This window comes from Curtobacterium sp. MCBD17_021 (assembly GCF_003234525.1).
Taxonomy (GTDB): Bacteria; Actinomycetota; Actinomycetes; order Actinomycetales; family Microbacteriaceae; genus Curtobacterium.
The window spans coordinates 1-19,628 of the sequence record NZ_QKTS01000013.1 but is presented as its reverse complement, the minus strand read 5'-3'; the positions used below and the strand labels follow the sequence as shown (position 1 = coordinate 19,628).

The following is a 19,628-nucleotide window of genomic DNA, read 5'->3' as shown; positions in this document are numbered from 1 at the left end:
CGGCGGAAGGGCCACGGAAGTACTTGCACTATGTGACGAGTAGTGCAAAACTGCAGAGTGTGAAGACAACTGAGCGGACCCGACTGCTTCGCCGTCGCATGATCGCCACCGCCCGTCGTCGGACGATCTCCGATGGGCTGAACGGCTTCACCATCGAGCAGCTCTGCGAAGAAGTCGGCGTGTCCCGTCGCACCTTCTTCAACCACTTCGCCTCCAAGGAGGACGTCGTGCTCGGCATCGAACTCGGCGTCGAAGACGACCTCCTGACCGCGTTCGCTGCCGGAACGGCCGTCGATCCAGATCTCGCCCCCATCGACGCGGCAGTCGCCCTGGCCATCGAGCACCTGCACGTCGTCGGCCTCGACCGCGGCGAAGAATCCCTCATGCGGGACGTGCTCGATCGCGAGCCCGCCCTCGTGGCCCGGTTCGTGTCCGCGACCGACCGGCAGATGGAACTCGTCGGGGACGCCCTGCGCTCCCGGTTCGGATGGACCGACCCGACCGACGACCGCGGACGCCTGGTCGCCGAGATCGTCGGCGCGCTCCTCAAGGCGACCGCGTGGCGGTTCTTCGCCGACGAGGACGGACCACCGTTCGAAGACATCCTCCGGACCAACTTCCGCCTCGTCACAGCGATGGCGAACCCGGACGGCGCAACCGTCCCGACCAGCACGCCGCTCGGAGCGGCCCACTCGACCAACGAACTGGAGCACACCCCATGAGCTCGACCAAGAGCGCGACACGAGCAGGACGGTCAGACGGACCGCTCCTGCTCACCCAGCGCCGCATCTGGACCATCTTCTCCGCACTCATCGCGGGGATGCTGCTCTCCAGCCTCGATCAGACCATCGTCTCGACCGCGATGCCGACCATCGTCGGCGAGCTCGGCGGCGTCGCGCACCAGGCGTGGCTGACGACGGGGTACCTGCTCGCGTCGACGATCGTGATGCCGATCTACGGCAAGTTCGGGGACGTCCTCGGACGCCGGAACCTGTTCCTCATCGCGATCGCCCTGTTCACGATCGCCTCGGCCGGGTGTGCCTTCGCCGGCGACTTCACACAGCTGATCGTGTGGCGTGCGGTGCAGGGACTCGGTGGTGGTGGTCTGATGATCCTGTCGCAGGCGATCATCGCGGACATCGTCCCCGCCTCACAGCGCGGCAAGTACCTCGGCCCGCTCGGTGCGATCTTCGGCCTGTCCGCCATCGGTGGCCCGCTCCTCGGTGGTTTCTTCGTCGACCACCTCACCTGGAACTGGGCGTTCTACATCAACATCCCCGTCGGGATCGCCGCGTTCTGCATCGCCTGGTTCGCACTGACCCTGCCGACCAAGAAGGCCGAGAAGAGGATCGACGTCCTCGGCGTGCTCCTGATGTCCGCAGCCACGACGTGCCTGGTGTTCTTCTCCGAGTTCGGCGGCAACAAGGACCACGGCTGGGATGCGCTCGAGACGTGGGCCTGGTTCGCGGGCCTCGTCGTCGCCGCTTCGTTGCTCGTGCTCGTCGAGACCCGCGTCGAGGACCCGGTGCTCCCGATGTCCTTCTTCCGCAACCGCACCTTCCTGCTCGCGACCGGCATCGGTCTCGTGCTCGGCATCGGCATGTTCGCCGCCATCGGCTTCGTCCCGACGTTCCTGCAGATGGCGTCCGGCACCTCGGCCGCGGTTTCGGGTCTGCTGATGCTGCCGATGATGGTCGGCCTCATCGGGACCTCCATCGCGTCCGGCAACCTGATCTCGAAGACCGGCCGCTACCGCGCGTTCCCGATCGTCGGCACGATCCTCGTCGCGGCCGCGATGCTCTGCCTCACGCAGCTCGCCGCGGACACCCCGATCTGGCTGATCTGCGTGTACCTGTTCGTCTTCGGCGCGGGCCTCGGCCTGATCATGCAGGTCGTGGTCCTCGTCGCGCAGAACGCGGTGCCCGCATCGCAGGTCGGGACCGCCACCTCGACGAACAACTACTTCCGTGAGGTCGGTGCCTCTCTCGGCACGGCCGTGTTCGGTGCACTGTTCACCGCACGGTTGACCACGTCGCTGACCGACGTGTTCCGCGGCGCCGGCGGTTCCGCGACCGATGCCGCGTCCTCGGCGGGCAGCATCGACCCGGCGACCGTGGCGAAGCTGCCGGAGGCGGTACAGGACGGCATCGTCAACGCGTACGCCGACTCCCTCGCGCCGGTGTTCTGGTACCTGCTGCCCTTCATCGCCGTCGCGTTCCTGCTCGCCCTGTTCCTGCCGCAGATCAAGCTCTCCGACACGGCCGGCATGGTCGCTCGTGGCGAAGCCATCGGCGGCGCAGAAGCCGACGAACTCGAGAAGGCGCGACAGGACGCCGCCGCCGGTGGCCACTCAGCCGCAACGGCAGCACCCTCCGTTCCGGACTCCGTCCGATCCGGGGCGCCGCGCGACGAGTAGCCGGGACGCAGTGAGGAGGGCGCTGCGAGGCGCCCCCTCACTCCGTCCGTCGCACGCACCAGCGAGGACGCTCGACCCGCAGATCACATCAGCAGCCCCGACCGAATGAGAGAGCACATCATGGCCGCCCCCCTCGGCATGCGCGTCCGGACCTGGGCGATGTCGACCCTCGTCACACGCATCATCCGGGCACCGAAGGTGGAGCTCACTTCCCGTGCCGTTCCCGACAACGAGATCGTGCACGTCCCCACCCGTCACGGTTCGATCCGCTGCTCCATCACGCGGCCTCCCGCTGACGCCCCCCTCGCCGCGAACGGTGCCACGTCGCCGGTGGTCATCAACACCCACGGCGGTGGGTTCGTGATCGGGAACCCGCTGCAGGACAACCACCTCGCTCGAGGGATCGCGGGCGAAGTGGGCAGCGTCGTCGTGAACGTGAACTACAGCACATCACCGAGAGCCCGGTTCCTGCAGGCGTTGGAGGAGTGCTTCGACGTGCTCACGTGGGTCGCCCGCTCCGGGGAGACCATGGGGTGGGACGGTACCCGGATTGCGGTGACCGGCAGCAGCGCTGGTGGGAACCTCGCCCTCGGCACCCTCACGCAATCGACACGCGAGCACGGCCCTGCTGTTCGCGCTGCCGCCCTCATCGTTCCTGCCGTGGATCTGTCGATCCCGCCCGCCGGAGCGACCTTCCTGACCGAGAAGCCGTTCGTCAACGCCGCGATGCTCGAGATGGTCGACGCGGCCTACCCGCTGCCGAGCACGGACCGCAAGAACCCGCTCGTCTCGCCCGCTTTCCTCCCCGAGGCCGAGCTACGCGCACTGCCACCGACCCTGGTCGTCACCGCGGAGTACGACACGCTCCGTCCCTCGATCGAGGAGTTCACCGCGCATGCTGTGGAGGTCGGTGCGCCTGTCGAGACCCGACGGTTCGACGGGGTCGACCACGACTTCTACTACGCCGGCTCCACCCCGAAGGTGACGCTCGACACGCTCATGGCCGCGTTCACCACGCACCTCCTCGAACACCTCCGCTGACCCGAGCGCTCCAGGGCGTTGCAGCGCGGGCGGGCTCGTCAGCGGGAGATGATGCCCCGCGCTGCGCTCTCGAGGAGCATCGACGTGGCCAGCACCATGAAGCCCGCGAACCGCAACACCGCGCTCGTGGTGGCGACCGCTGCCCAGAGCGGCAGCAACGGCACGCGCGCGATCGTCCCCGCTCGAGAACGGTGGATCTGCTGGTCGTACCCGTCGTCGAGCTCCGCCGGCGTCGAGACGAACATCGCCGCCGTGGCAGATGGAGCGGGAAGAAGCGTGGTCATGAGGTGTCCCTTCATCGGTGCGACTGGTGAACAGCATCAGCGCAGCGACACCCGCCGGCGTCGTTCCCCGGAACTGGAGAACCTGATGCAGATGGAGTACATGTCCGGCACCGGCCTCCCTCAGACTCAAGGGATGACCGTTCCGACGCCCAGCGTGTCCGCGACGCCGCGCCCGCTGTGGCTGCGCGCGCAATCTGTGCTCGAGCGCCTCCCGCTGTGGGTGAGCGTGACCGCGATGATCGTGGAACTGGTCGTCATCGCCACCGACGGCGATGGTCTGCTCGCCGGTGTCGGCGCACTCGTGACCCTCACCGGAGCGCTCGTCGCCGTCCGACTGCCGCAGGTCGGTCTCGCGTTGACGATGGCTGGCGTCGTCGTGGTGATCGTCGGAGGGCGGGACCCGATCGGTGAATGCACCGTCGTGGTGTTCGTCCTGTTCGCACTCACCCTGCGCGGCTTGCCGCCCACGCGCAGCACCGGGATCACGGCGCTGGCGATGGCCGTCATCTTCGGGCTCGCGAGTTTCCTCTCCGCTGGCCGCGCGGTCGGTCTCGACGCCGTCGCGGTCATCGTCGCCGTCGTCGCCGGTGGTGCCGTGGGCGCGGCGCTGCGGCTGCAACGCCAGTACTGGGAGTCCCTCGAGCAGCGCACCCGCGACGCGATCGCGACGCGGGAGGCCGAAGCTGAGCGGCGAGTGGCGGAAGAGCGGGTCCGCATCGCCCGTGACCTGCACGACATCGTCGGCCACCAGGTCGCCGTCGTGAGCATGCACCTCGGCGCGGTCGAGGTCACCGCCGGCCGTGACGACGCCGCGACCCAGCGGTCGCTGGTCGCGGCGCGCACAGCGGTGCAGTCGATCCTCAGTGACACGCAACGGACGCTGGCCATGCTCCGCAGGGACGACGCCGACGACGATCACGCGCACCAACCGACACCCGGCCTGTCGAGCATCGACGAGCTGGTCTCCTCGTTCCAGGACGCCGGCCTATCGATCGACGTGCAGATCACCGACCAAGCTCGCCGAGCGCACGAGGCCGTCGGGGTGACGGTGTTCCGGGTAGCGCAAGAAGCGTTGACCAACGCGCACCGGTACGGCACCGGTGAGGCCGCGCTGACGGTGCTGACGGACGAGGCTGACCTGATCATCAGCGTCACGAACCCGGTCGCGTCCACGCCGCCGACCGCCCACGGCAGCGGGTACGGACTCGTCGGCATGCGCGAACGCGTTGAGTCTGCTGGCGGAACCCTGCAGCTGGCCGCCGACGATGATGTCTTCACCGTCATGGCACGGATCCCATGGAACGAAGGAGTCAGCTCGTGACACGCGTGCTGCTGGTCGATGACCAAGAGATGATCCGGCTCGGACTGCGCACCATCATCGACGCGCACCACGACTTCGCCGTCGTCGGTGAAGCAGCCGACGGGTTCGCCGCCCTCACCTTCCTCAACGATCAGGATGTCGACCTCATCCTCATGGACGTGCGTATGCCCGGAATCGATGGCGTCGAGACGACGCGACGGATCCGGGAGCGGATCCCGTCCGAGCAGACCCGCATCGTCGTGCTGACCACCTTCGAGCACGATGACACCGTCCTCGCGGCGCTCCGGGCTGGCGCGAACGGGTTCCTCGGCAAGGGCGTCGGACCAGCTGAGCTGATCGCGAGCCTGCAGGAAGTCACCGCCGGGGGAGGCGTCCTGTCCGCAGCAGCATCCGCCGCGCTCATTGGGCACGTCACCGACGGCCCAGAACGCATCATCGACGCCGACCTCGCCGACCGGTTCACCGCACTGACAGCCCGCGAACGGGACGTCGTCCTCAGCATCGCCGCAGGACACGACAACGACACCATCGCAGCGGAGTTGTTCGTCTCACCGTTCACCGTGAAGACCCACGCGAGCCGTGCGATGGCGAAAGTCGGCGCCCGCGACCGAGCGCAACTAGTCGCCTACGCCTACCAGGCTGGCCTCATCGCCTGACTCGAGCACTCGGACTCCTCGGGCACCCACCGCTCAGCCAGCGGTGGTGCCCGAGCGCTGTCGCCTGTCTTGACGGTACGCACGGAGGGGCGGGATCTACTGCAGATGGAGTAGATCGGACGGTGCAAAAGGAGGCCGTACCGAAGCGTCCCGGCCGGAATCGTTGACGTTGTTCGCACCTCGCGGACCACGACGACGAAGGAAACCGCATGTCCACGTTCCTATCCCACCTCGGGCGCTTCAGTGCCCGGTTCCGATGGCTGGTGATCGGAGCGTGGCTCCTGATCATGGCCGTCCTGATCGGCATCTTCGTCGTCGGCAGCGGCATCGAGAAGGACGCCGCGACCACGAGCATCCCCGACACCAAGGCCTCGCAGGCATTGGAGCGGATGAACGAGGAGTTCCCCTCCACGACCGGCTCGGACACCGCGTCCCTGCAGTTGGTGTTCCAACCGAAGTCCGGCGACGTCACGGACGCGTCGACTGCGAAACAGATCGAGTCGTTCCTCGCGAAGGCTGACAAGGTCGACGGAGTCCAGTCCGTCAGCGACCCACTGAACGCCGAACAGCCGTACATCTCGAAGGACCGCACGATCGCCGTCGCCACGTTGACCTACGGCGACCTGACGAAGGCCCAGCAGACGAAGTTCTACGACGCGGCCCTCGACCTGCAGGAGAACGCTCCTCCGGCGCTCGGCGTCGAGCTCGGCGGGAACCTCGTTCCCCTCGGCGCCCCGGCCACCGGCCCGGGTGAAGGCGCCGGCGTCATCATCGCGTTCATCATCCTCGCGATCACGTTCGGATCGCTGCTCGCTGCGGGCATCAACCTCCTCGTCGCCGTCTACGGCGTCGGCGTCGGCCTGATCGGTGTCCTCGCCTACGGCGCGCTCACCCCGATCGGTGACAACGCGATCATCCTCGCCACCATGCTCGGCCTCGCCGTCGGCATCGACTACAGCCTGTTCATCCTGTCCCGCTTCAAGACCGAACTCCGCTCCGGACGGAGGGTCGACGACGCGATCGCCCGGGCCACCGGTACCGCCGGCACCGCCGTGGTCTTCGCCGGTATGACCGTCGTCGTCGCCCTCGTCGCGCTCCTGGTCGCGAACCTCAGCTACATCACCGAGATGGGTGTCGCCGCCGCCTTCGCCGTCGCCGTCGCCGTCCTGCTCTCGCTCACCCTGCTGCCGGCACTGATGCGGTTCATGGGCGTCAAGGCCCTGTCGAAGAAGCACCGTGCGGCACTGCAGCGCGGGGAGCTCTTCACCGAAGACGGCCCGCAGAAGCGCGGCGTCCTCCGCTCGTGGGGCAGCTTCGTCGTGAAGCGCCCGATCGTGTCCCTCCTGGGCGGGGTGCTCGTCCTCGTCATCGTCGCGCTCCCCATGCTCAGCATGAAGACCGCCTCTAACGTCCCCGGCGGGTCCGACCCGGAGTCCACCGAACGCACCGCCTACAACCTCATCGTCGACGAGTTCGGCGGCATCCAAAGCCCCCTGATCGTCCTGGCCGAGGGCGACGACATCGCCTCGAAGACCGCCGTGATCGAGAAGGAACTCACCGCTCTCGACGGCGTGCAGCAGGTCGTCCCGGCTCAGGTCAGCTCCGACGGCGACTACGCACGGCTCACTGTCATCCCGACCGAAGGGCCAATCGACGACTCCACCAAGGACCTGGTGCACCAGATCCGTGACGACGCTGACACCATCAGCGGAGCGCACCTCGAGGTCACCGGTGAGACCGCGATCGGCATCGACTCCGACGACCAACTCGCACAGGCGCTGGTGAAGTACGTCATCGTCATCGTCGTCATCTCGATCATCCTGCTCATCGTCCTGTTCCGATCGCTCCTCATCCCCGTGATCGCGACGCTCGGCTACCTGCTCTCCGTCGGCGCATCCTTCGGCGCGAGCGTCGCGGTGTTCCAGTGGGGCTGGCTGGACTTCCTGCCCGCACCGCAGGGTGACCCGATGCTGAGCATCCTGCCGCTGCTGCTCGTCGGAGTGCTCTTCGGACTCGCGATGGACTACCAGGTGTTCCTCGTCTCCCGCATCCAGGAGATGTACCGCAAGGGCCTCGACCCGAAGCAGGCCATCCGCGAGGGCTTCTCCCGATCCGGACCGGTCCTGGTCGCTGCGGCGAGCATCATGATCGTCGTCTTCGGCGGGTTCGCCACCGGGGAGTTCGCGATCGGCGCCTCCATCGCGTTCGGTCTCCTCGTCGGCGTTGCCGCGGACGCGTTCATCGTCCGCATGGTCCTCATGCCGGCTGCGCTGTCCCTCCTCGGACGCTCCGCCTGGTGGATCCCCAAGTGGCTCGACAAGGTCCTCCCCGACGTCGACGTCGAAGGCCACGCCCTCGACAAGCACGACGACGCGGCACCCGCCGCGCACGACCAGCCACGAGTCCTCGTCGGCTGACACTCCGAAGGGCCCCGGTGAACACACCGGGGCCCTTCGTCCTCCGCTCGTCGAACGAAAGTGACCAGCTGATGCAGCATCACGTCCGCCCCGAAGACCTCTACTTGCCGCCGACTCAGCCCATCGACATCACCGCCTTCCTCGCGGCCGAAGCAGAACGCGAGAGCGCCGACCATCAAACCCAGCGCGAGCTGAACACCGAACCTCCCTGCTGAACATCGAAGCAGCCCAGGAGCGTTACGAAGCCCTCGAAGCGCAAGGCGATCGCCTCTGTCACTCCATCGGCGAGTACGACTGACCGCGTCCGAATGTGGATCGGCTATCGAGACGGCTCAGATGGCGGCCGTGCAGTGCTCAGGACGAGGCGTACCGCCTGTTTCGCTTCGTCTGGGACGAGCTGTTCATCATCGAGCGAGGTCGCGGCGACCCAGCTGGGGGCGTACTCGTTGGAGTCGGATGCTCGGTGTAGCTCCGGTCCTCCGAGCGACACATCCGTGAAGGTCATCCGCACCACGAAGTACGCCGCAGGCACATCGCTGTCTACGGGGACGTCGAGCAGCTCGCCCACGTCGCATCAAGCCCGGTCTCTTCGCAGGTTCGCGACGGCAGGCCTCACGTAGGTTCCCGCTCTCTTCGACGCCGCCTCCGGGGAGCACGCAGCAGCTCCGGCCGTTTTTGAACCGTCGGATCACGAGCACCTGCTCGTCGTGCACGACGACTGCCGCTAAGCAGTCAAGCTGGCGGTCAACGCCGATACGAGACAAACTGATGCCGGAACAGACAGTCTGAAACACTTCCAGACATTCTCACCCGCTTAGTCACATCCTCTTGCCGCACCGATCTACCGTTCAGCGAAGCGCGAGAACATGCCGTGGAACGCCACCGTGATGGTGTCGTGCACTCGCGTTCGCAAGCTCAACGACATACTCGGAAGCACTCCAGCACCCTTTCTGCGCCACGCCGAGTTGGTTGCAGGGTTGGTCGGCGCGGGCGTAGGCCGCACCCCCGCTCCCCTCGTACGCTTGAGCTATGGCCAGGACCGCACGCTCAACTCCCGCTGAGCTCGCCCCTGCGCCGTGGCCAGATCGGCACTCATCGGATCCGTCGGCTGAGGTAGCACGCCAGTTCGTGCTGAACCTCCATGACGCGATGGCCGGTCGAACACTGCGGGACGTCGCCGACCAGGTTGGCATTCACCACGTCACCCTGCTGAAAATCCTCCACGGGCGCGCCTGGCCCGATCTCGCAACGGTTTCGCGGCTCGAACTCGGACTGAACGCCGACCTGTACTCCTCCGCCGATGTGCGCGCCGAACTCGCGAAAGCGGCATCACCGTCGACGGCGGAGCCGCGCCCCAAGGGGTCAGTGGAATAGAGCCGTAGGGGCCCTCCTCAACGTCACGAAGCCTCCCGAGAGGCTGACCCGCCCAGTTCACCGTCCTGGCTTCGACGAGCAGGTCCACAAGGACCATGGTCAAGCGCACCAGCACGGACCCGCGGTGCGCGTTTGTCTGCACCTGCCGGGCACCCGACCGGAAGTTGACGGAGGCGCCGACGACTTCGTCATCGCGTCGCGCGCTGACATCAACCCGTACGCCGAAATCTGCGACCTCGATCTGCACTCCAGGCGGGACGATGAAGCCGCCGAGCCCACCGAGCCGCACCGAAGAACCTCCGATCTGCACCATGCGAAGTTCCGCTGGCCTACGCACTCTCATGCTGATTAGTGTAACCAACATGGATGCGAGTGGGAGCCACTACGACTACACGCCGAAGATGCCGCCGGAGATGTGGGCTCGCATCGGTGGCTTCGTCAGGGAGACGGTCCGCGCCGCGGCGCCGAAGACGGCCTACACGGAGAAGCAGCTATACCCGGTCACAGCGAAACTCACGCGATGGGCTGTGGAGACAGCTGGCTACCCACTGAAGGTGAAGATGTTGTTCCATCCCGCGACCGTGGACCAGTTCAGCCGCCAGGGACTCTTGGCGTACACGAACGCCGGCCGTGCGACGATGCGGTCCAAGCTCAGGAGCATGGCGACGGCTCTCCTGGGGTCGGACCGAGCTCCCGACGCTAAGCCGACGATCACGCGCTCGGGTCCTTCCGCGCCCTACGACGAGCGGGAGATCGCCTCGCTCCTGTCGTGGGCGTCGGTTCAGCGCTCTCCAGAGCGCCGTAGTTCCGCGGCGGCGCTGCTTGCGCTCGGGCTGGGCGCGGGGCTTACGGGGCGCGAGATTTGCGAGGTCAAGGCCGAGGATGTCGACCTTCACGGTGACGCGATCGTCCTTCGAGTAGGGGGCGCGAACGCACGTCGGGTCGTGGTGATCCGTGAGTGGGAGGACGCTCTCCGTCACCGGTGCGACTTCATGGCGGGTGAAGGCTGGCTGTTCCGATCAGGCCAGGAGGGCGGGAATGCGAACCTCATCACGGACTTCGTGTCCCGCAACCCCGGCCGCGTCCACCTGCAGGCGCGTCGCATGCGAGCGACATGGATCGTGCGCCATCTCACTTCGGGCACACCGCTGCCGGTTCTCATAGCTGCCGCCGGCGTGCAGTCCGCTGAAGCGTTCGATCGGCTCCTACCGTTCGTCGCAGAGCGCGATTTGGACAGCGTCCTACGGTTCCTGCGGGACGCATAGTGGAGGCCGACGCTCCTATGCGGGCCCGCGCTCGCGCGTCTACTCGCTCGCGGGGCGACGTCCGCGACGTCGACCGAGGGCTGTGGGCTGGCCGTTGGTGATACCCGCCGGCAGAGCCGACGCGGCCTTCGCCGCTTCCTTGGCTGCGTTGCGCTTGTCGACCGTGCGCATGCCCTTCCGGCGCTGGGGCTTCGTTGGGAATCGCTTGTAGTCGCTACGGCCTTCCCGGTCCCGGAGTCGTTCGCGGTGGATGGGCGTGACCACTCCTGCCGCGCGGTCGTGCAGGAATTTGTTGATGCGTGCGAAGTTGGCGGCTGTGAGGATGAATCCGAGGAGGAATGCTTGTGCTGCCAGGCCACGCATTCGGCGCTTCGACGCATCACCGAGGTTGCGGTTGTTCTTCAGGTAGGAGTTGAAGCCTTCCATTGACTGCCGGTCGTGGCCGAACACGCTGAGCCACTCGTCGCTGGCGTAATGCAGTTCCTGTCGAGTCGTGAGCGCGTCGTCCCACTCGACCTTCACCGAGTCCTGGCAGCAGACGAGATCCGGATGCCCCGGTACGAGGTCCTCGTCAATCGGTGGCCGATGAATGTCCGGGCTCTTGCTCGCTTGGGCGTGCATCTCGACGAGCGTGCAGGTGACCGTCGGGCTCTTGCCGCGGGCAGGGCAGCGAAGGCGAATGGCTCCGTTCTCATCTGGACCGCCCGACCGCTGGCGGGCGAGGTACGGCTTGCGCGCCTCGATTTTTTTGAAGTACTCGCGCGGAGAGATGCGGCGCTCACGCGCGTCGTCGGTCGCGGTGCGGAGGTCGACCGGGGTCGCGGGGCAGTACAGGCCACCCTCAATCTCGAGCAGACCGTGCACGGTCTGCTTCTGCACGCCGAGCTGACCAGTCCTGCCGCCCTTGTAGTCGATGACGAGCCCGATGCCACGTTCTGCCATCGGCCGACGGAATCCGTCAACCGAGATGTTCGCGCTGTAGCCGCGGTCCGCCGTGAGCCGCTTCACGGCCCAGCCGCGTTCGAGCAGCGAATCGATCCCAGCCACGGTCCGCTCTGCCACGCTGCGGCCCCACTGGTGCAGGCTCGCGGCAACGATGAGTTGCGGGTGGGCGTCGGGCTTCTTCGGGTCGGTGACGCTGAGGAACAGGCTCGCAGCGAACGATTGCTCGTAGTCGGACGCGGGACCGTCAAAGTCCTTGTTCTGTCGACTCTTGTCCAGCGGGTAGGGAGTCGCGTCCGGCTCGACGACGGGACGGTCGGCCGGTACCCACTTCATGTGACCGTCGACCTCGACGTAGACCTCGTCAGGGACCTCGGGGCTGCCCGGAAGCTCGTGGTCTCGCTTCCACGGCATCAGCTGGCTGTAGGTCGCGATGGATGTCTGGTCGACGGAGACACCACCTTCCCAAGCGTCCTGGTACTGCTGAGGAACGGCGCGCATGCTCATGTCGAGAAGCGCATCGATGAAAAGCGACGACCGCGGTGCCCTCACAGCCTGCATCAGCGGGTCACGCTTCTGCAGCTGACGCTCGCGCTCCGGGAGCAGCATCCCCTCCCGCCGGTTGTCAACCGGCCAAGCGTCCATCAGCTCGATGAGTACGTCCAGGGACCGCTTGACCCGCATGTACCAGTTCCAGTAGTCCTTTTTAGGATTACCGGTCTTCTTCACGTTCGCGATGCCGAGTTCTTCACGAGCCTTTTTCGTAACTCGAACGTGCAAAGCGCTGGCGATGTCGGAGATGAGCAGCGGAGAGTTCTCCTCAGCCAGGAGCAGCACCACAGTGCACAAGGCTGTGAAGCTGAGCACCGGCGGCCGCCCGCCAGCATGCTTTCCGTGGTTGTCCTCTGCACGCCAACCGGCAACCATCGATTCGATACGCGCCGCGGTGATGCGCTTGGTGCCCCGACGGATGTCGCGCCGCTTGAGTGGTGTGGTCTTCCGTCCCGCGGCTTCGACCTGCTGTTCGTCGATGAGGCCGATGGCCCGCATCGAATCCATGATGGCTCGCGCGCCTTCATCGAAGACGCCGTCGAGGATGTCGTCGTCGTTGCTCACTTCGCACCTCCGAGCGCCGACGGGTCGCGGAGGACCTCGCGCATCTCGGCCGGGTCCGGCACAGTGAAGAACGGTTCGTACTGGGCGAGCGACGAGAAGTGCTTCAGGCCCGATGCGTACACGAGTTCCCCGGCGGTCAGGACGGGGCACATCGTGGCAATCCAGCTCGCGCGGAGTCGCTCAGGGTTCGGCATCCGACCGGTCGTGTCTCGATTGTGGCGGAGCTTGAGGTCCTTCCGAGACCGCTCCGTGGTGCGTCCCGCCTTGACGAGGAACTCATCAGGCTTGGCGTCCTTGAGGACCCGTGCCAGGTACCGCTCGAAGGACCGGAGAACCGCGACGGAACGGGCGGCGCCACGACGAATGTGAATCACGTAACCCGTCCCGATGACTTCGATGTCGCTGACGGCGACGCCGTGAGCTTCCGCACGCCGCAGCCCTGCGCCGCCACAGAGACCCATGAGAGCCAACCCCAGACGCTTCTGCGCCTCGTCCTCCATGGCACCGACCCATGACGACATCTCGGCGAGTTCACGGATAGTAAGCGGCTTCACGGGCGTGACACCCGGTCGACCCATCACCCTCGGAGACCTGTCCGCACCGAGCGCTTCACCGACGAGCAGAAGCCGCCGCTCGTACTCCCTTCGCTGGAGTGCCTTCTCCTGCGTCGCGGCGAAACGGCGAACGGTCGCTGCGTCCAGCAGAATCGACGGCTTGAGCGGCAGGCCTTCGCCTTCGGTTCCCCACAGAGCCAGACGCGTCAAGGGGAGCATGACCTCGCGGACATCCTTCGCCTTCGCATAGTCGACACGGAGGGCGCAGTCCACGACGAAGTCCTGGACGAGTCTCCACTTTTGGAGAGGCAGCTGAGGCGTGTAGCCCATGATGGCTTCCCGAACGTCGACGGCGTGGCGTTGCTGATTACTTGCACCAAAGTGTGCTACTGCATGCGCCGGAAGGGAAGAGTGGACTGAAGAGTGGACTGAAGAGTGGGATCTGGGATCTTGGTTCACATGATCCGTATGCCGCCACGTCTGATCCTGCTGTGGCGAGGTCAGTCCCCTCGCATCGTCTAGTCTAAAAGCGCGTAACCATCAGAGTGGGTTACCTCGCTGTTTGTAGTCACCACGTGACGGGCGCTGGATCGCGCGAATTGCCGACCTGCGCACAGCCAGCGACCCGACTAGGTCGATTCAGCCCAAAGTGTCACCTGCGACTCAGGCATCGTGCCTCCAACGGGCACATCAGTAATGGCGACGAATCGAGGGTTCTCGATGACGCTGCCGCGTTGCCGTCGCTCGAGGTCTCCGATGACAGTCAGCAAGCGTTTCTGGCCATGCGCTGTGACCGCTTTCTCGTACTCGTCGGCGCTAAGGTTTACAATCACGGTGCGAGGCTTGCCATTGACGCGCCCGAAAACGCGGATCTGGTGCTCGGCCGTAGACTCTGCATTCTTCAGCAAGGTGACCTCGCCGGTCACGACAGTGTGAACGGGCTCCGGCGACGCTTCAAAGTGACGCCGCGCCCTCGCTATGACCGAACCGTCGTCTCGTGTGAACTCGAAGTCCCGGCGTTGAGCGTCCGCTTGGACTGGGTTCAGGCCGGACTGGTTGTACTCAACACTAACGCTCGACTCCTTCCCATCAGTCAGCAACTGCAGGGAGGTCAAAAGCTCGTATGAGACCCCGAGCGGGACGGCCTGTTCGAAAGCCTCGAGTTGCTGATCGTCTTCGCGAGTCTCGCGGACAGCCACCTGGACCGCCTCGAGGGCACTAACGAGCGTCGCAGTGACCTCGCGACCGGTCAGATGTCGCGGCGTCGTGCGCTCGCTCTCCGAGCGAGAGGTCGCGAGCGGCTCGAGCGTCGGAACGAGCGCCGTCACCACATAGCTGCCGACCCTGGTCTGTCCCATATAGCAGCTTCGAAGGAACTCCTCAGCGATGACCGACTGCGATTGAGCGAATCGGCGCTTCGGCGCATTCGAGGCCCTGGCGGCGGCTCCTAGCAGTCCACGGGCACTTTCGATCATTCTATTGCCCGCGTCCCAGGAAATGAGCCCTGCTTTATTGTCAGTTTCCTTCCGGACATCAACCTCATCGAGGCGCTGATCAAGCATCAGTTCGACAAGTTTAATACCTCGATCAAACTCGGCACCATAAAGCTCACTCAGCCTACGCGACGCCAACGCCAAAAGTCTTCCAAAGTCGGGCCCATTCGGGTCGAGGGGGAACATGAGCGGTTCGTCATCTCGTCGGCCTGAGGCTGGCGCCCAGTACTCAATCGCGTCGCGAAAGCGATCGACTGTCTTCCAGCCAAAGCGGCGCAGTAGCCCGCGTAGGACCTCCTCCGGCAGCGGGGTAGTCATGGCCTCCCGCCTCCTCGCAGTCGCGCCATCATTCGACAAAGGGCTTCGTCATCGAAGACGTTGTCAGAAGGAGCTGACACCTTCACGTTGTTCACTGAGGCTGCCGGGGCACCCTCCAAACTGACCCAATAGCAGTTGTGTCGCAGGACCGTGTACGGGCTCCTAGACCACATCCAAGCTGCTGGGTCTGACGGAAGATCCATGATGACTACGATCTGCGGCAGCATCGTTCCTACAGCACGCATCTCATCGTATCGGCGCCTCGACAGGGAAGCACTGATGGCTGTTCTCGTGCCATTCCATCCGCTGGTCGTCGACTTCAGCTGAAGGTCAAGCGGCACTGTGCTGTCGCCAGGACGCGCTCGATAGCGCAGATGCACGTCGATGCCGTCGTCGACTGGCACGACGCTGACGCTGCAACCTGCGGCGGCAGCGATCGCTCGGATGGTCGCCTCTTGGAACTGCTCCATGAAATCAGTGCGTCGTTGCGGAAGCCCCCGAACTACGTCAACGCCCTGCTCAAGGGCCCCCGCGATCACCGTCACGTATGGATCCTACGACTACTGACGTCCGCTCAAGACTCATGGGCCAGTCGAGCCGAGCGGACACGAAAGAGGCCCCCGGAGCATCTCCGGGGGCCTCTGGCCGGGGGTTTTCAGTTTCGTAAACGCTAGCGTCTAGTTCCGTAAACGCCCCCTGTGGCGGTACCGGTGGGATTTGAACCCACGGTGGAGTTGCCCCCACACATGTTTTCGAGACATGCTCCTTAGGCCGCTCGGACACGGTACCGGGGAAGAGTTTACACGATCCGGGAGGCTCGACACGCCATCGAGCGAGCCGCTCCTCCACAGGCGGCCGGCTTTCGCACCTCGTCCCCAGAGCGCCATGACGGTGACCGTGGCCCGAGGGTCCGCGCGTACCGTCTCCGCCATGAGAACGCGCACCCTCGTCGCCCTGGTGTCCTCCGTCGTCGGCGCCGCCGTCGTCAGCGGAGCTGCCGGTTTCGGCGCACGGGCGGGCATCCGCGGGCAACGGGCAGCGTCCCAGCGGGTGGTCGACATGCTCCCCGTCCACGCCGACTGGTGGCGCGAACGCCTGCACCACGAAGGGCAACTGACCTACCTCGCGATCGGCGACTCAGCGGCGCAGGGCGTCGGTGCGACAGCGCCGGGCCGCGGGTACGTCGGGCTGCTCGCACGCCGCATCCGACACCGCTCGCGGATGACGCTGCGGGTCGTGAACCTCAGCGTGTCCGGCGCCACGACGTGGGGCGCGAAGCAGCACCAGCTGCCGAAGCTCCGTCAGTTCACGCCGGACATCTGCACGGTGTCCATCGGGGCGAACGACATCTCCGACTTCCACCCCGACAAGTTCGAGCGGAACATCCGGGCGATCTACGGTGCGGTGCCGTCCCACGCGATCGTGGCGGAGTTGCCGTGCATGTTCGTACCGGACCGGGAGCGCAAGGTGGCGGTGGCCAACGAGATCGTGCACCGCGTCGCCGGCGAGCTCGGGCTGACCGTGGCGCCGCTGCACGCCATCACCAAGCGTGTCGGGATCCGGCGCACGTTCTTCAACACGTACGGCGACCTGTTCCACCCGAACGACCGTGGGTACGAGATCTGGGCGAGTGCGTTCGAGCCGGCGGTCGACGCCCGTGTGGACACGGTGGCCGCGATCCGCCGGTACCTCTCCGCACGTGAAGCCGAGGACCTCGGTAGCCAGGCCGGCGACGTCGCGCACGCTCGGGCCGAGCAGGACACCGACGGTGCGGCGGCGCTCGACACGGCGAACCGGCCGAAATCGCTCGACCGCCTGCGCCAGCGCGTCACCGGTTCGGTCCCGCTCCCGGGCCGACACGGCTCGAACAACGACAACGACAACGGCACCAGCACCGACACCGACACCGACACCGACACCCAGACCGACACCGGCACCGCCACCGCCGAGCCGTCCGATGTCGGCGGAGCCGCCTAACCTCGTCCCATGGCCCGCCCCCAGTCCACGTACCGCTGCACCGAGTGCGGCTGGACCAGCATCAAGTGGGTCGGCCGCTGCGGAGAGTGCCAGTCGTGGGGAACGGTGGAGGACGCCTCGGCCGCGACGGCCAGCACCCGCGGTACCGCGTCCATCGCCGTCACGGGCAACCGCATCGCGCGTCCGATCACCGAAGCCCGCGGTGGCTCCTTCCAACGCTGGCAGACCGGCATCGGCGAGTTCGACCGTGTCCTCGGTGGCGGGATCGTCCCCGGCGCCGCCGTCCTGCTCAGCGGTGAGCCCGGCGTCGGCAAGTCGACCCTGCTGCTCGAGGTCGCCTCGCGCGCGGCGGCGATGGGCAAGCGTGTCCTCTACGTCAGCGCCGAGGAATCCGTCGACCAGGTCCGCCTCCGCGCCGAACGCACCGGGGCGATGCACGACGACCTGTTCCTGGCGAGCGAGGTCGACCTCGGCGTGATCCTCGGCCAGATCGAACAAGTGCAGCCCGACCTGCTCATCGCCGACTCGGTGCAGACGATCTCCTCCGCCTCGGTGGACGGCATCGCCGGCGGGACCTCGCAGGTCCGCGAGGTCGCCTCCACGCTCATCCGCGTCGCGAAGCAGGCTGCCCTGCCGGTCCTCATCGTGGGCCACGTCACGAAGGACGGCACGATCGCGGGCCCGCGGCTGCTCGAGCACCTGGTCGACGTCGTGTGCCACTTCGAGGGCGACCGACAGACGGCACTCCGGTTCGTCCGTGCCCTGAAGAACCGCTTCGGTCCCACCGACGAGGTCGGCTGCTTCGACATGGCGGGCGACGGCATCCACGAAGTACCCGATCCGAGCGGCCTGTTCATGTCCCGCAACGGCGCCCCCGTGTCCGGCACCTGCATCACCGTCGCGATGGAGGGCCGTCGGGCACTCCCGGTCGAGATCCAGGCACTCGTCGTCCCGAGTTCGGCACCGCAGCCGCGTCGGGTGGTGAACGGCGTCGACTCGTCACGAGTCGCGATGCTCCTCGCCGTCCTGGAACGCCGTGCCGGCATCAAGCTGTCGGACGCCGACGTCTACGTCTCGACGGTGGGCGGCATGAAGCTCACCGAGCCCGGTGCGGACCTGGCCATCGTGCTCGCGCTGGCGAGCGCGGCCCGGGACCGCCCGTACCCGCACACCCTCGCCGCCATCGGGGAGATCAGCCTGGCCGGAGAGATCCGTCAGGCCACCGGAGCCAAGCAGCGCGCGAGCGAAGCCCGGCGCCTCGGCTTCACGACCGTCCTCGGCGCCGATGCCGAGCACCTGCGCGAAGCACTCCGGGTGGCCTTCTCGATGACGAAGTCGGTGCGCGAACGCGAGCTCGACGCAGCGTTCTGAATCGGTCCTTCCGCATCCGAGTGTCTAGAACTCTAGACACGGGTCCGGGGCAAGAGCGCTCGTGCCCGATCCCTCGCGATCCGCCGACGGACGCGTGCCGCGCCTCCCGACCGCCCCGTCAGGCGCGTAGCGCCGCCAACAGGTCCGCCGGCTCCGCCTGCATCGTGTGCGGACCCGCGATGTCGAAGAACACGCCCTCGAGCGAGTCGAGGTGCGCGGCGAGGAACTCCTCGAGCCGCTCGGCGTCGTACACCATGACCTGCCGGAGCTTCTCCCCCGGCACCATCGCGGTGTAGGCGTCCGCCGACGAGAAGAGCAGCAGGATGCGCTTGTCCGAGCCCTCGCGGCCGAACACCCGGACCTGCATGTCCTTCTTCCCGGTGACGAGCCGCGGGACGATCACGATGTCGTGTCGCAGGGCGTACGCCACCGCGGCGACGTCCTGCTTCGCGAGGGCTTCCTCGAGCTGTTCGCTCCGGAAGCGCTGTTCCTTCTGTGCCATCGCCCCTAGTCAAGCAGTCGTCGGGTGCGAGCGGGTTCCGCTCAGTGGGCGCGCCCGGCCTGCACCGCGTGGGTGCGGAGGCGGAGGTCGGCCGCGAACTGCGTCGTCTCCGGCCCGAGTTCGTCGTCCGGAGCCGACTGCACCAACACGCCGATGGCCGGGGCGAGGACGAAACTCGACGTCGCCGCCATGCCGTAGTCGTCGACCGAGGGCACATCCACCCGGTCCGCCAGTCCGGACTGCGCCAGCGCGGTGGCGTAGTCGAGCACGGCGTAGGCCGCTTCGTCGCTCGTCATGACCGAGGCGACCCCGTAGATGAGGTACTTCATGGCCCAGCCCTTCGTCGATGGGCGTGACGCTACGCCGCGGGCCCCGAGCGGGAGCCCGCCACCGTCCTGTAGACGCACTCAGGTCGGCACTCGTGGCGAGAACTCAGACAACGCCACTAGCGTCGAAGCAATCGCAATCGCGGGAACTCTCGTTGTACGGCCGAAGGGCTGTTCCTGATGGGGAAGCAGCTTCCATGCCGGCACCATCGCCCACCCTCTACCGACCGACCGCTCCCCGGACCCCCGGAGCCC

At 66.5% G+C, this 19,628-nt stretch carries 19 protein-coding genes and 1 tRNA gene; 11 read left to right on the top strand and 9 right to left on the bottom strand.

Translation table 11 applies throughout. The features are described from left to right. The first annotated feature begins 59 nt into the window (after nt 1-59). From DEI83_RS12000 to DEI83_RS11990, 3 genes are all read left to right on the top strand, one after another. The gene (locus tag DEI83_RS12000; RefSeq protein WP_146243332.1) at nt 60-722 is read left to right on the top strand and encodes a TetR/AcrR family transcriptional regulator; all 663 of its coding nucleotides are present in this window, start codon (nt 60-62) and stop codon (nt 720-722) included. Next, nucleotides 719-2,416 (top strand): MDR family MFS transporter, encoded by a 1,698-nt coding sequence (locus DEI83_RS11995; protein ID WP_258371185.1) that lies wholly within the window; start codon nt 719-721, stop codon nt 2,414-2,416. The genes DEI83_RS12000 and DEI83_RS11995 overlap by 4 nt, the downstream gene beginning before the upstream one ends. Before the next feature lie 120 nt (nt 2,417-2,536). After that, complete coding sequence (locus DEI83_RS11990) at nt 2,537-3,457, top strand: alpha/beta hydrolase (RefSeq protein WP_181431203.1); 921 nt, start codon at nt 2,537-2,539, stop codon at nt 3,455-3,457. Between the two features lie 38 nt (nt 3,458-3,495). On the opposite strand, the gene DEI83_RS15985 is transcribed toward DEI83_RS11990, so the two are convergent. Next, nucleotides 3,496-3,741 carry a hypothetical protein gene (locus DEI83_RS15985; protein WP_181431202.1) on the bottom strand — a complete coding sequence of 82 codons (246 nt, stop codon included), beginning with the start codon at nt 3,739-3,741 and terminating at the stop codon, nt 3,496-3,498. A gap of 133 nt (nt 3,742-3,874) precedes the next feature. Here DEI83_RS15985 and DEI83_RS11985 point away from each other — a divergent pair, with 133 nt between their 5' ends. The 4 genes from DEI83_RS11985 to DEI83_RS11970 all read left to right on the top strand — a co-directional run bounded on the left by DEI83_RS11985 (nt 3,875) and on the right by DEI83_RS11970 (nt 8,350). Further along, nucleotides 3,875-5,062 (top strand): sensor histidine kinase, encoded by a 1,188-nt coding sequence (locus tag DEI83_RS11985; RefSeq protein ID WP_181431201.1) that lies wholly within the window; start codon nt 3,875-3,877, stop codon nt 5,060-5,062. After that, a complete protein-coding gene (locus DEI83_RS11980) occupies nt 5,059-5,718 on the top strand; it encodes a response regulator transcription factor (RefSeq protein WP_111082188.1) in 660 nt (219 codons plus the stop codon). Before DEI83_RS11985 ends, DEI83_RS11980 begins: the two co-directional genes overlap by 4 nt. A 209-nt stretch (nt 5,719-5,927) precedes the next feature. Further along, a complete protein-coding gene (locus DEI83_RS11975) occupies nt 5,928-8,135 on the top strand; it encodes an MMPL family transporter (protein WP_111082187.1) in 2,208 nt (735 codons plus the stop codon). Between the two features lie 71 nt (nt 8,136-8,206). After that, complete coding sequence (locus DEI83_RS11970) at nt 8,207-8,350, top strand: hypothetical protein (protein ID WP_220036786.1); 144 nt, start codon at nt 8,207-8,209, stop codon at nt 8,348-8,350. A gap of 189 nt (nt 8,351-8,539) precedes the next feature. Here the strand turns inward: DEI83_RS11970 and DEI83_RS16405 are convergent, their stop codons facing one another. Next, on the bottom strand, nt 8,540-8,848 hold the full coding sequence (locus DEI83_RS16405; protein WP_181431200.1) for an NUDIX domain-containing protein: 309 nt from the start codon (nt 8,846-8,848) through the stop codon (nt 8,540-8,542). 316 nt (nt 8,849-9,164) lie between these two features. Here DEI83_RS16405 and DEI83_RS11960 point away from each other — a divergent pair, with 316 nt between their 5' ends. Together DEI83_RS11960 and DEI83_RS11955 are read left to right on the top strand one after the other, a co-directional pair. After that, nucleotides 9,165-9,509 (top strand): helix-turn-helix transcriptional regulator, encoded by a 345-nt coding sequence (locus DEI83_RS11960; protein WP_111082184.1) that lies wholly within the window; start codon nt 9,165-9,167, stop codon nt 9,507-9,509. 362 nt (nt 9,510-9,871) lie between these two features. Continuing rightward, complete coding sequence (locus tag DEI83_RS11955) at nt 9,872-10,774, top strand: hypothetical protein (protein ID WP_146243331.1); 903 nt, start codon at nt 9,872-9,874, stop codon at nt 10,772-10,774. 39 nt (nt 10,775-10,813) lie between these two features. Here the strand turns inward: DEI83_RS11955 and DEI83_RS11950 are convergent, their stop codons facing one another. The 5 genes from DEI83_RS11950 to DEI83_RS11930 all read right to left on the bottom strand — a co-directional run bounded on the left by DEI83_RS11950 (nt 10,814) and on the right by DEI83_RS11930 (nt 15,986). Beyond that, nucleotides 10,814-12,832, bottom strand: coding sequence for a hypothetical protein (locus DEI83_RS11950; protein WP_111082182.1), 2,019 nt, complete (start codon nt 12,830-12,832; stop codon nt 10,814-10,816). Further along, on the bottom strand, nt 12,829-13,716 hold the full coding sequence (locus DEI83_RS11945) for a hypothetical protein (RefSeq protein ID WP_111082181.1): 888 nt from the start codon (nt 13,714-13,716) through the stop codon (nt 12,829-12,831). The genes DEI83_RS11950 and DEI83_RS11945 overlap by 4 nt, the downstream gene beginning before the upstream one ends. 299 nt (nt 13,717-14,015) lie before the next feature. Continuing rightward, nucleotides 14,016-15,197, bottom strand: a complete 1,182-nt coding sequence (locus DEI83_RS15740; RefSeq protein WP_146243330.1) for a hypothetical protein — start codon at nt 15,195-15,197, stop codon at nt 14,016-14,018. Then, complete coding sequence (locus tag DEI83_RS11935) at nt 15,194-15,742, bottom strand: DUF4365 domain-containing protein (protein ID WP_111082179.1); 549 nt, start codon at nt 15,740-15,742, stop codon at nt 15,194-15,196. The genes DEI83_RS15740 and DEI83_RS11935 overlap by 4 nt, the downstream gene beginning before the upstream one ends. Nucleotides 15,743-15,896: 154 nt before the next feature. Beyond that, nucleotides 15,897-15,986, bottom strand: a tRNA-Ser gene (locus DEI83_RS11930). Between the two features lie 141 nt (nt 15,987-16,127). Here DEI83_RS11930 and DEI83_RS11925 point away from each other — a divergent pair. Together DEI83_RS11925 and radA are read left to right on the top strand one after the other, a co-directional pair. Next, nucleotides 16,128-17,174, top strand: coding sequence for an SGNH/GDSL hydrolase family protein (locus DEI83_RS11925; RefSeq protein WP_181431199.1), 1,047 nt, complete (start codon nt 16,128-16,130; stop codon nt 17,172-17,174). Between the two features lie 9 nt (nt 17,175-17,183). Then, nucleotides 17,184-18,545: a DNA repair protein RadA gene (gene radA / locus DEI83_RS11920; protein WP_111082177.1), complete on the top strand. Its 1,362-nt coding sequence runs from the start codon at nt 17,184-17,186 to the stop codon at nt 18,543-18,545. A gap of 118 nt (nt 18,546-18,663) precedes the next feature. On the opposite strand, the gene DEI83_RS11915 is transcribed toward radA, so the two are convergent. Further along, nucleotides 18,664-19,047, bottom strand: coding sequence for an SseB family protein (locus tag DEI83_RS11915; protein WP_111082176.1), 384 nt, complete (start codon nt 19,045-19,047; stop codon nt 18,664-18,666). Nucleotides 19,048-19,088: 41 nt separating this feature from the next. Next, nucleotides 19,089-19,376, bottom strand: coding sequence for a hypothetical protein (locus tag DEI83_RS11910; protein ID WP_111082175.1), 288 nt, complete (start codon nt 19,374-19,376; stop codon nt 19,089-19,091). Nucleotides 19,377-19,628 lie beyond the last annotated feature (252 nt).

Bases quoted from the DNA above. Each gene is read 5' to 3' on its own strand.
- DEI83_RS11995 (WP_258371185.1), top strand. From the start codon at position 719: ATGAGCTCGACCAAGAGCGCGACACGAGCAGGACGGTCAGACGGACCG.
- DEI83_RS11990 (WP_181431203.1), top strand. From the start codon at position 2,537: ATGGCCGCCCCCCTCGGCATGCGCGTCCGGACCTGGGCGATGTCGACC.
- DEI83_RS15985 (WP_181431202.1), bottom strand. From the start codon at position 3,741: ATGACCACGCTTCTTCCCGCTCCATCTGCCACGGCGGCGATGTTCGTC.
- DEI83_RS11985 (WP_181431201.1), top strand. From the start codon at position 3,875: ATGACCGTTCCGACGCCCAGCGTGTCCGCGACGCCGCGCCCGCTGTGG.
- DEI83_RS11975 (WP_111082187.1), top strand. From the start codon at position 5,928: ATGTCCACGTTCCTATCCCACCTCGGGCGCTTCAGTGCCCGGTTCCGA.
- DEI83_RS11970 (WP_220036786.1), top strand. From the start codon at position 8,207: ATGCAGCATCACGTCCGCCCCGAAGACCTCTACTTGCCGCCGACTCAG.
- DEI83_RS11960 (WP_111082184.1), top strand. From the start codon at position 9,165: ATGGCCAGGACCGCACGCTCAACTCCCGCTGAGCTCGCCCCTGCGCCG.
- DEI83_RS11955 (WP_146243331.1), top strand. From the start codon at position 9,872: ATGGATGCGAGTGGGAGCCACTACGACTACACGCCGAAGATGCCGCCG.
- DEI83_RS11945 (WP_111082181.1), bottom strand. From the start codon at position 13,716: ATGGGCTACACGCCTCAGCTGCCTCTCCAAAAGTGGAGACTCGTCCAG.
- DEI83_RS15740 (WP_146243330.1), bottom strand. From the start codon at position 15,197: ATGACTACCCCGCTGCCGGAGGAGGTCCTACGCGGGCTACTGCGCCGC.
- DEI83_RS11925 (WP_181431199.1), top strand. From the start codon at position 16,128: ATGAGAACGCGCACCCTCGTCGCCCTGGTGTCCTCCGTCGTCGGCGCC.
- radA (WP_111082177.1), top strand. From the start codon at position 17,184: ATGGCCCGCCCCCAGTCCACGTACCGCTGCACCGAGTGCGGCTGGACC.
- DEI83_RS11915 (WP_111082176.1), bottom strand. From the start codon at position 19,047: ATGGCACAGAAGGAACAGCGCTTCCGGAGCGAACAGCTCGAGGAAGCC.
- DEI83_RS11910 (WP_111082175.1), bottom strand. From the start codon at position 19,376: ATGAAGTACCTCATCTACGGGGTCGCCTCGGTCATGACGAGCGACGAA.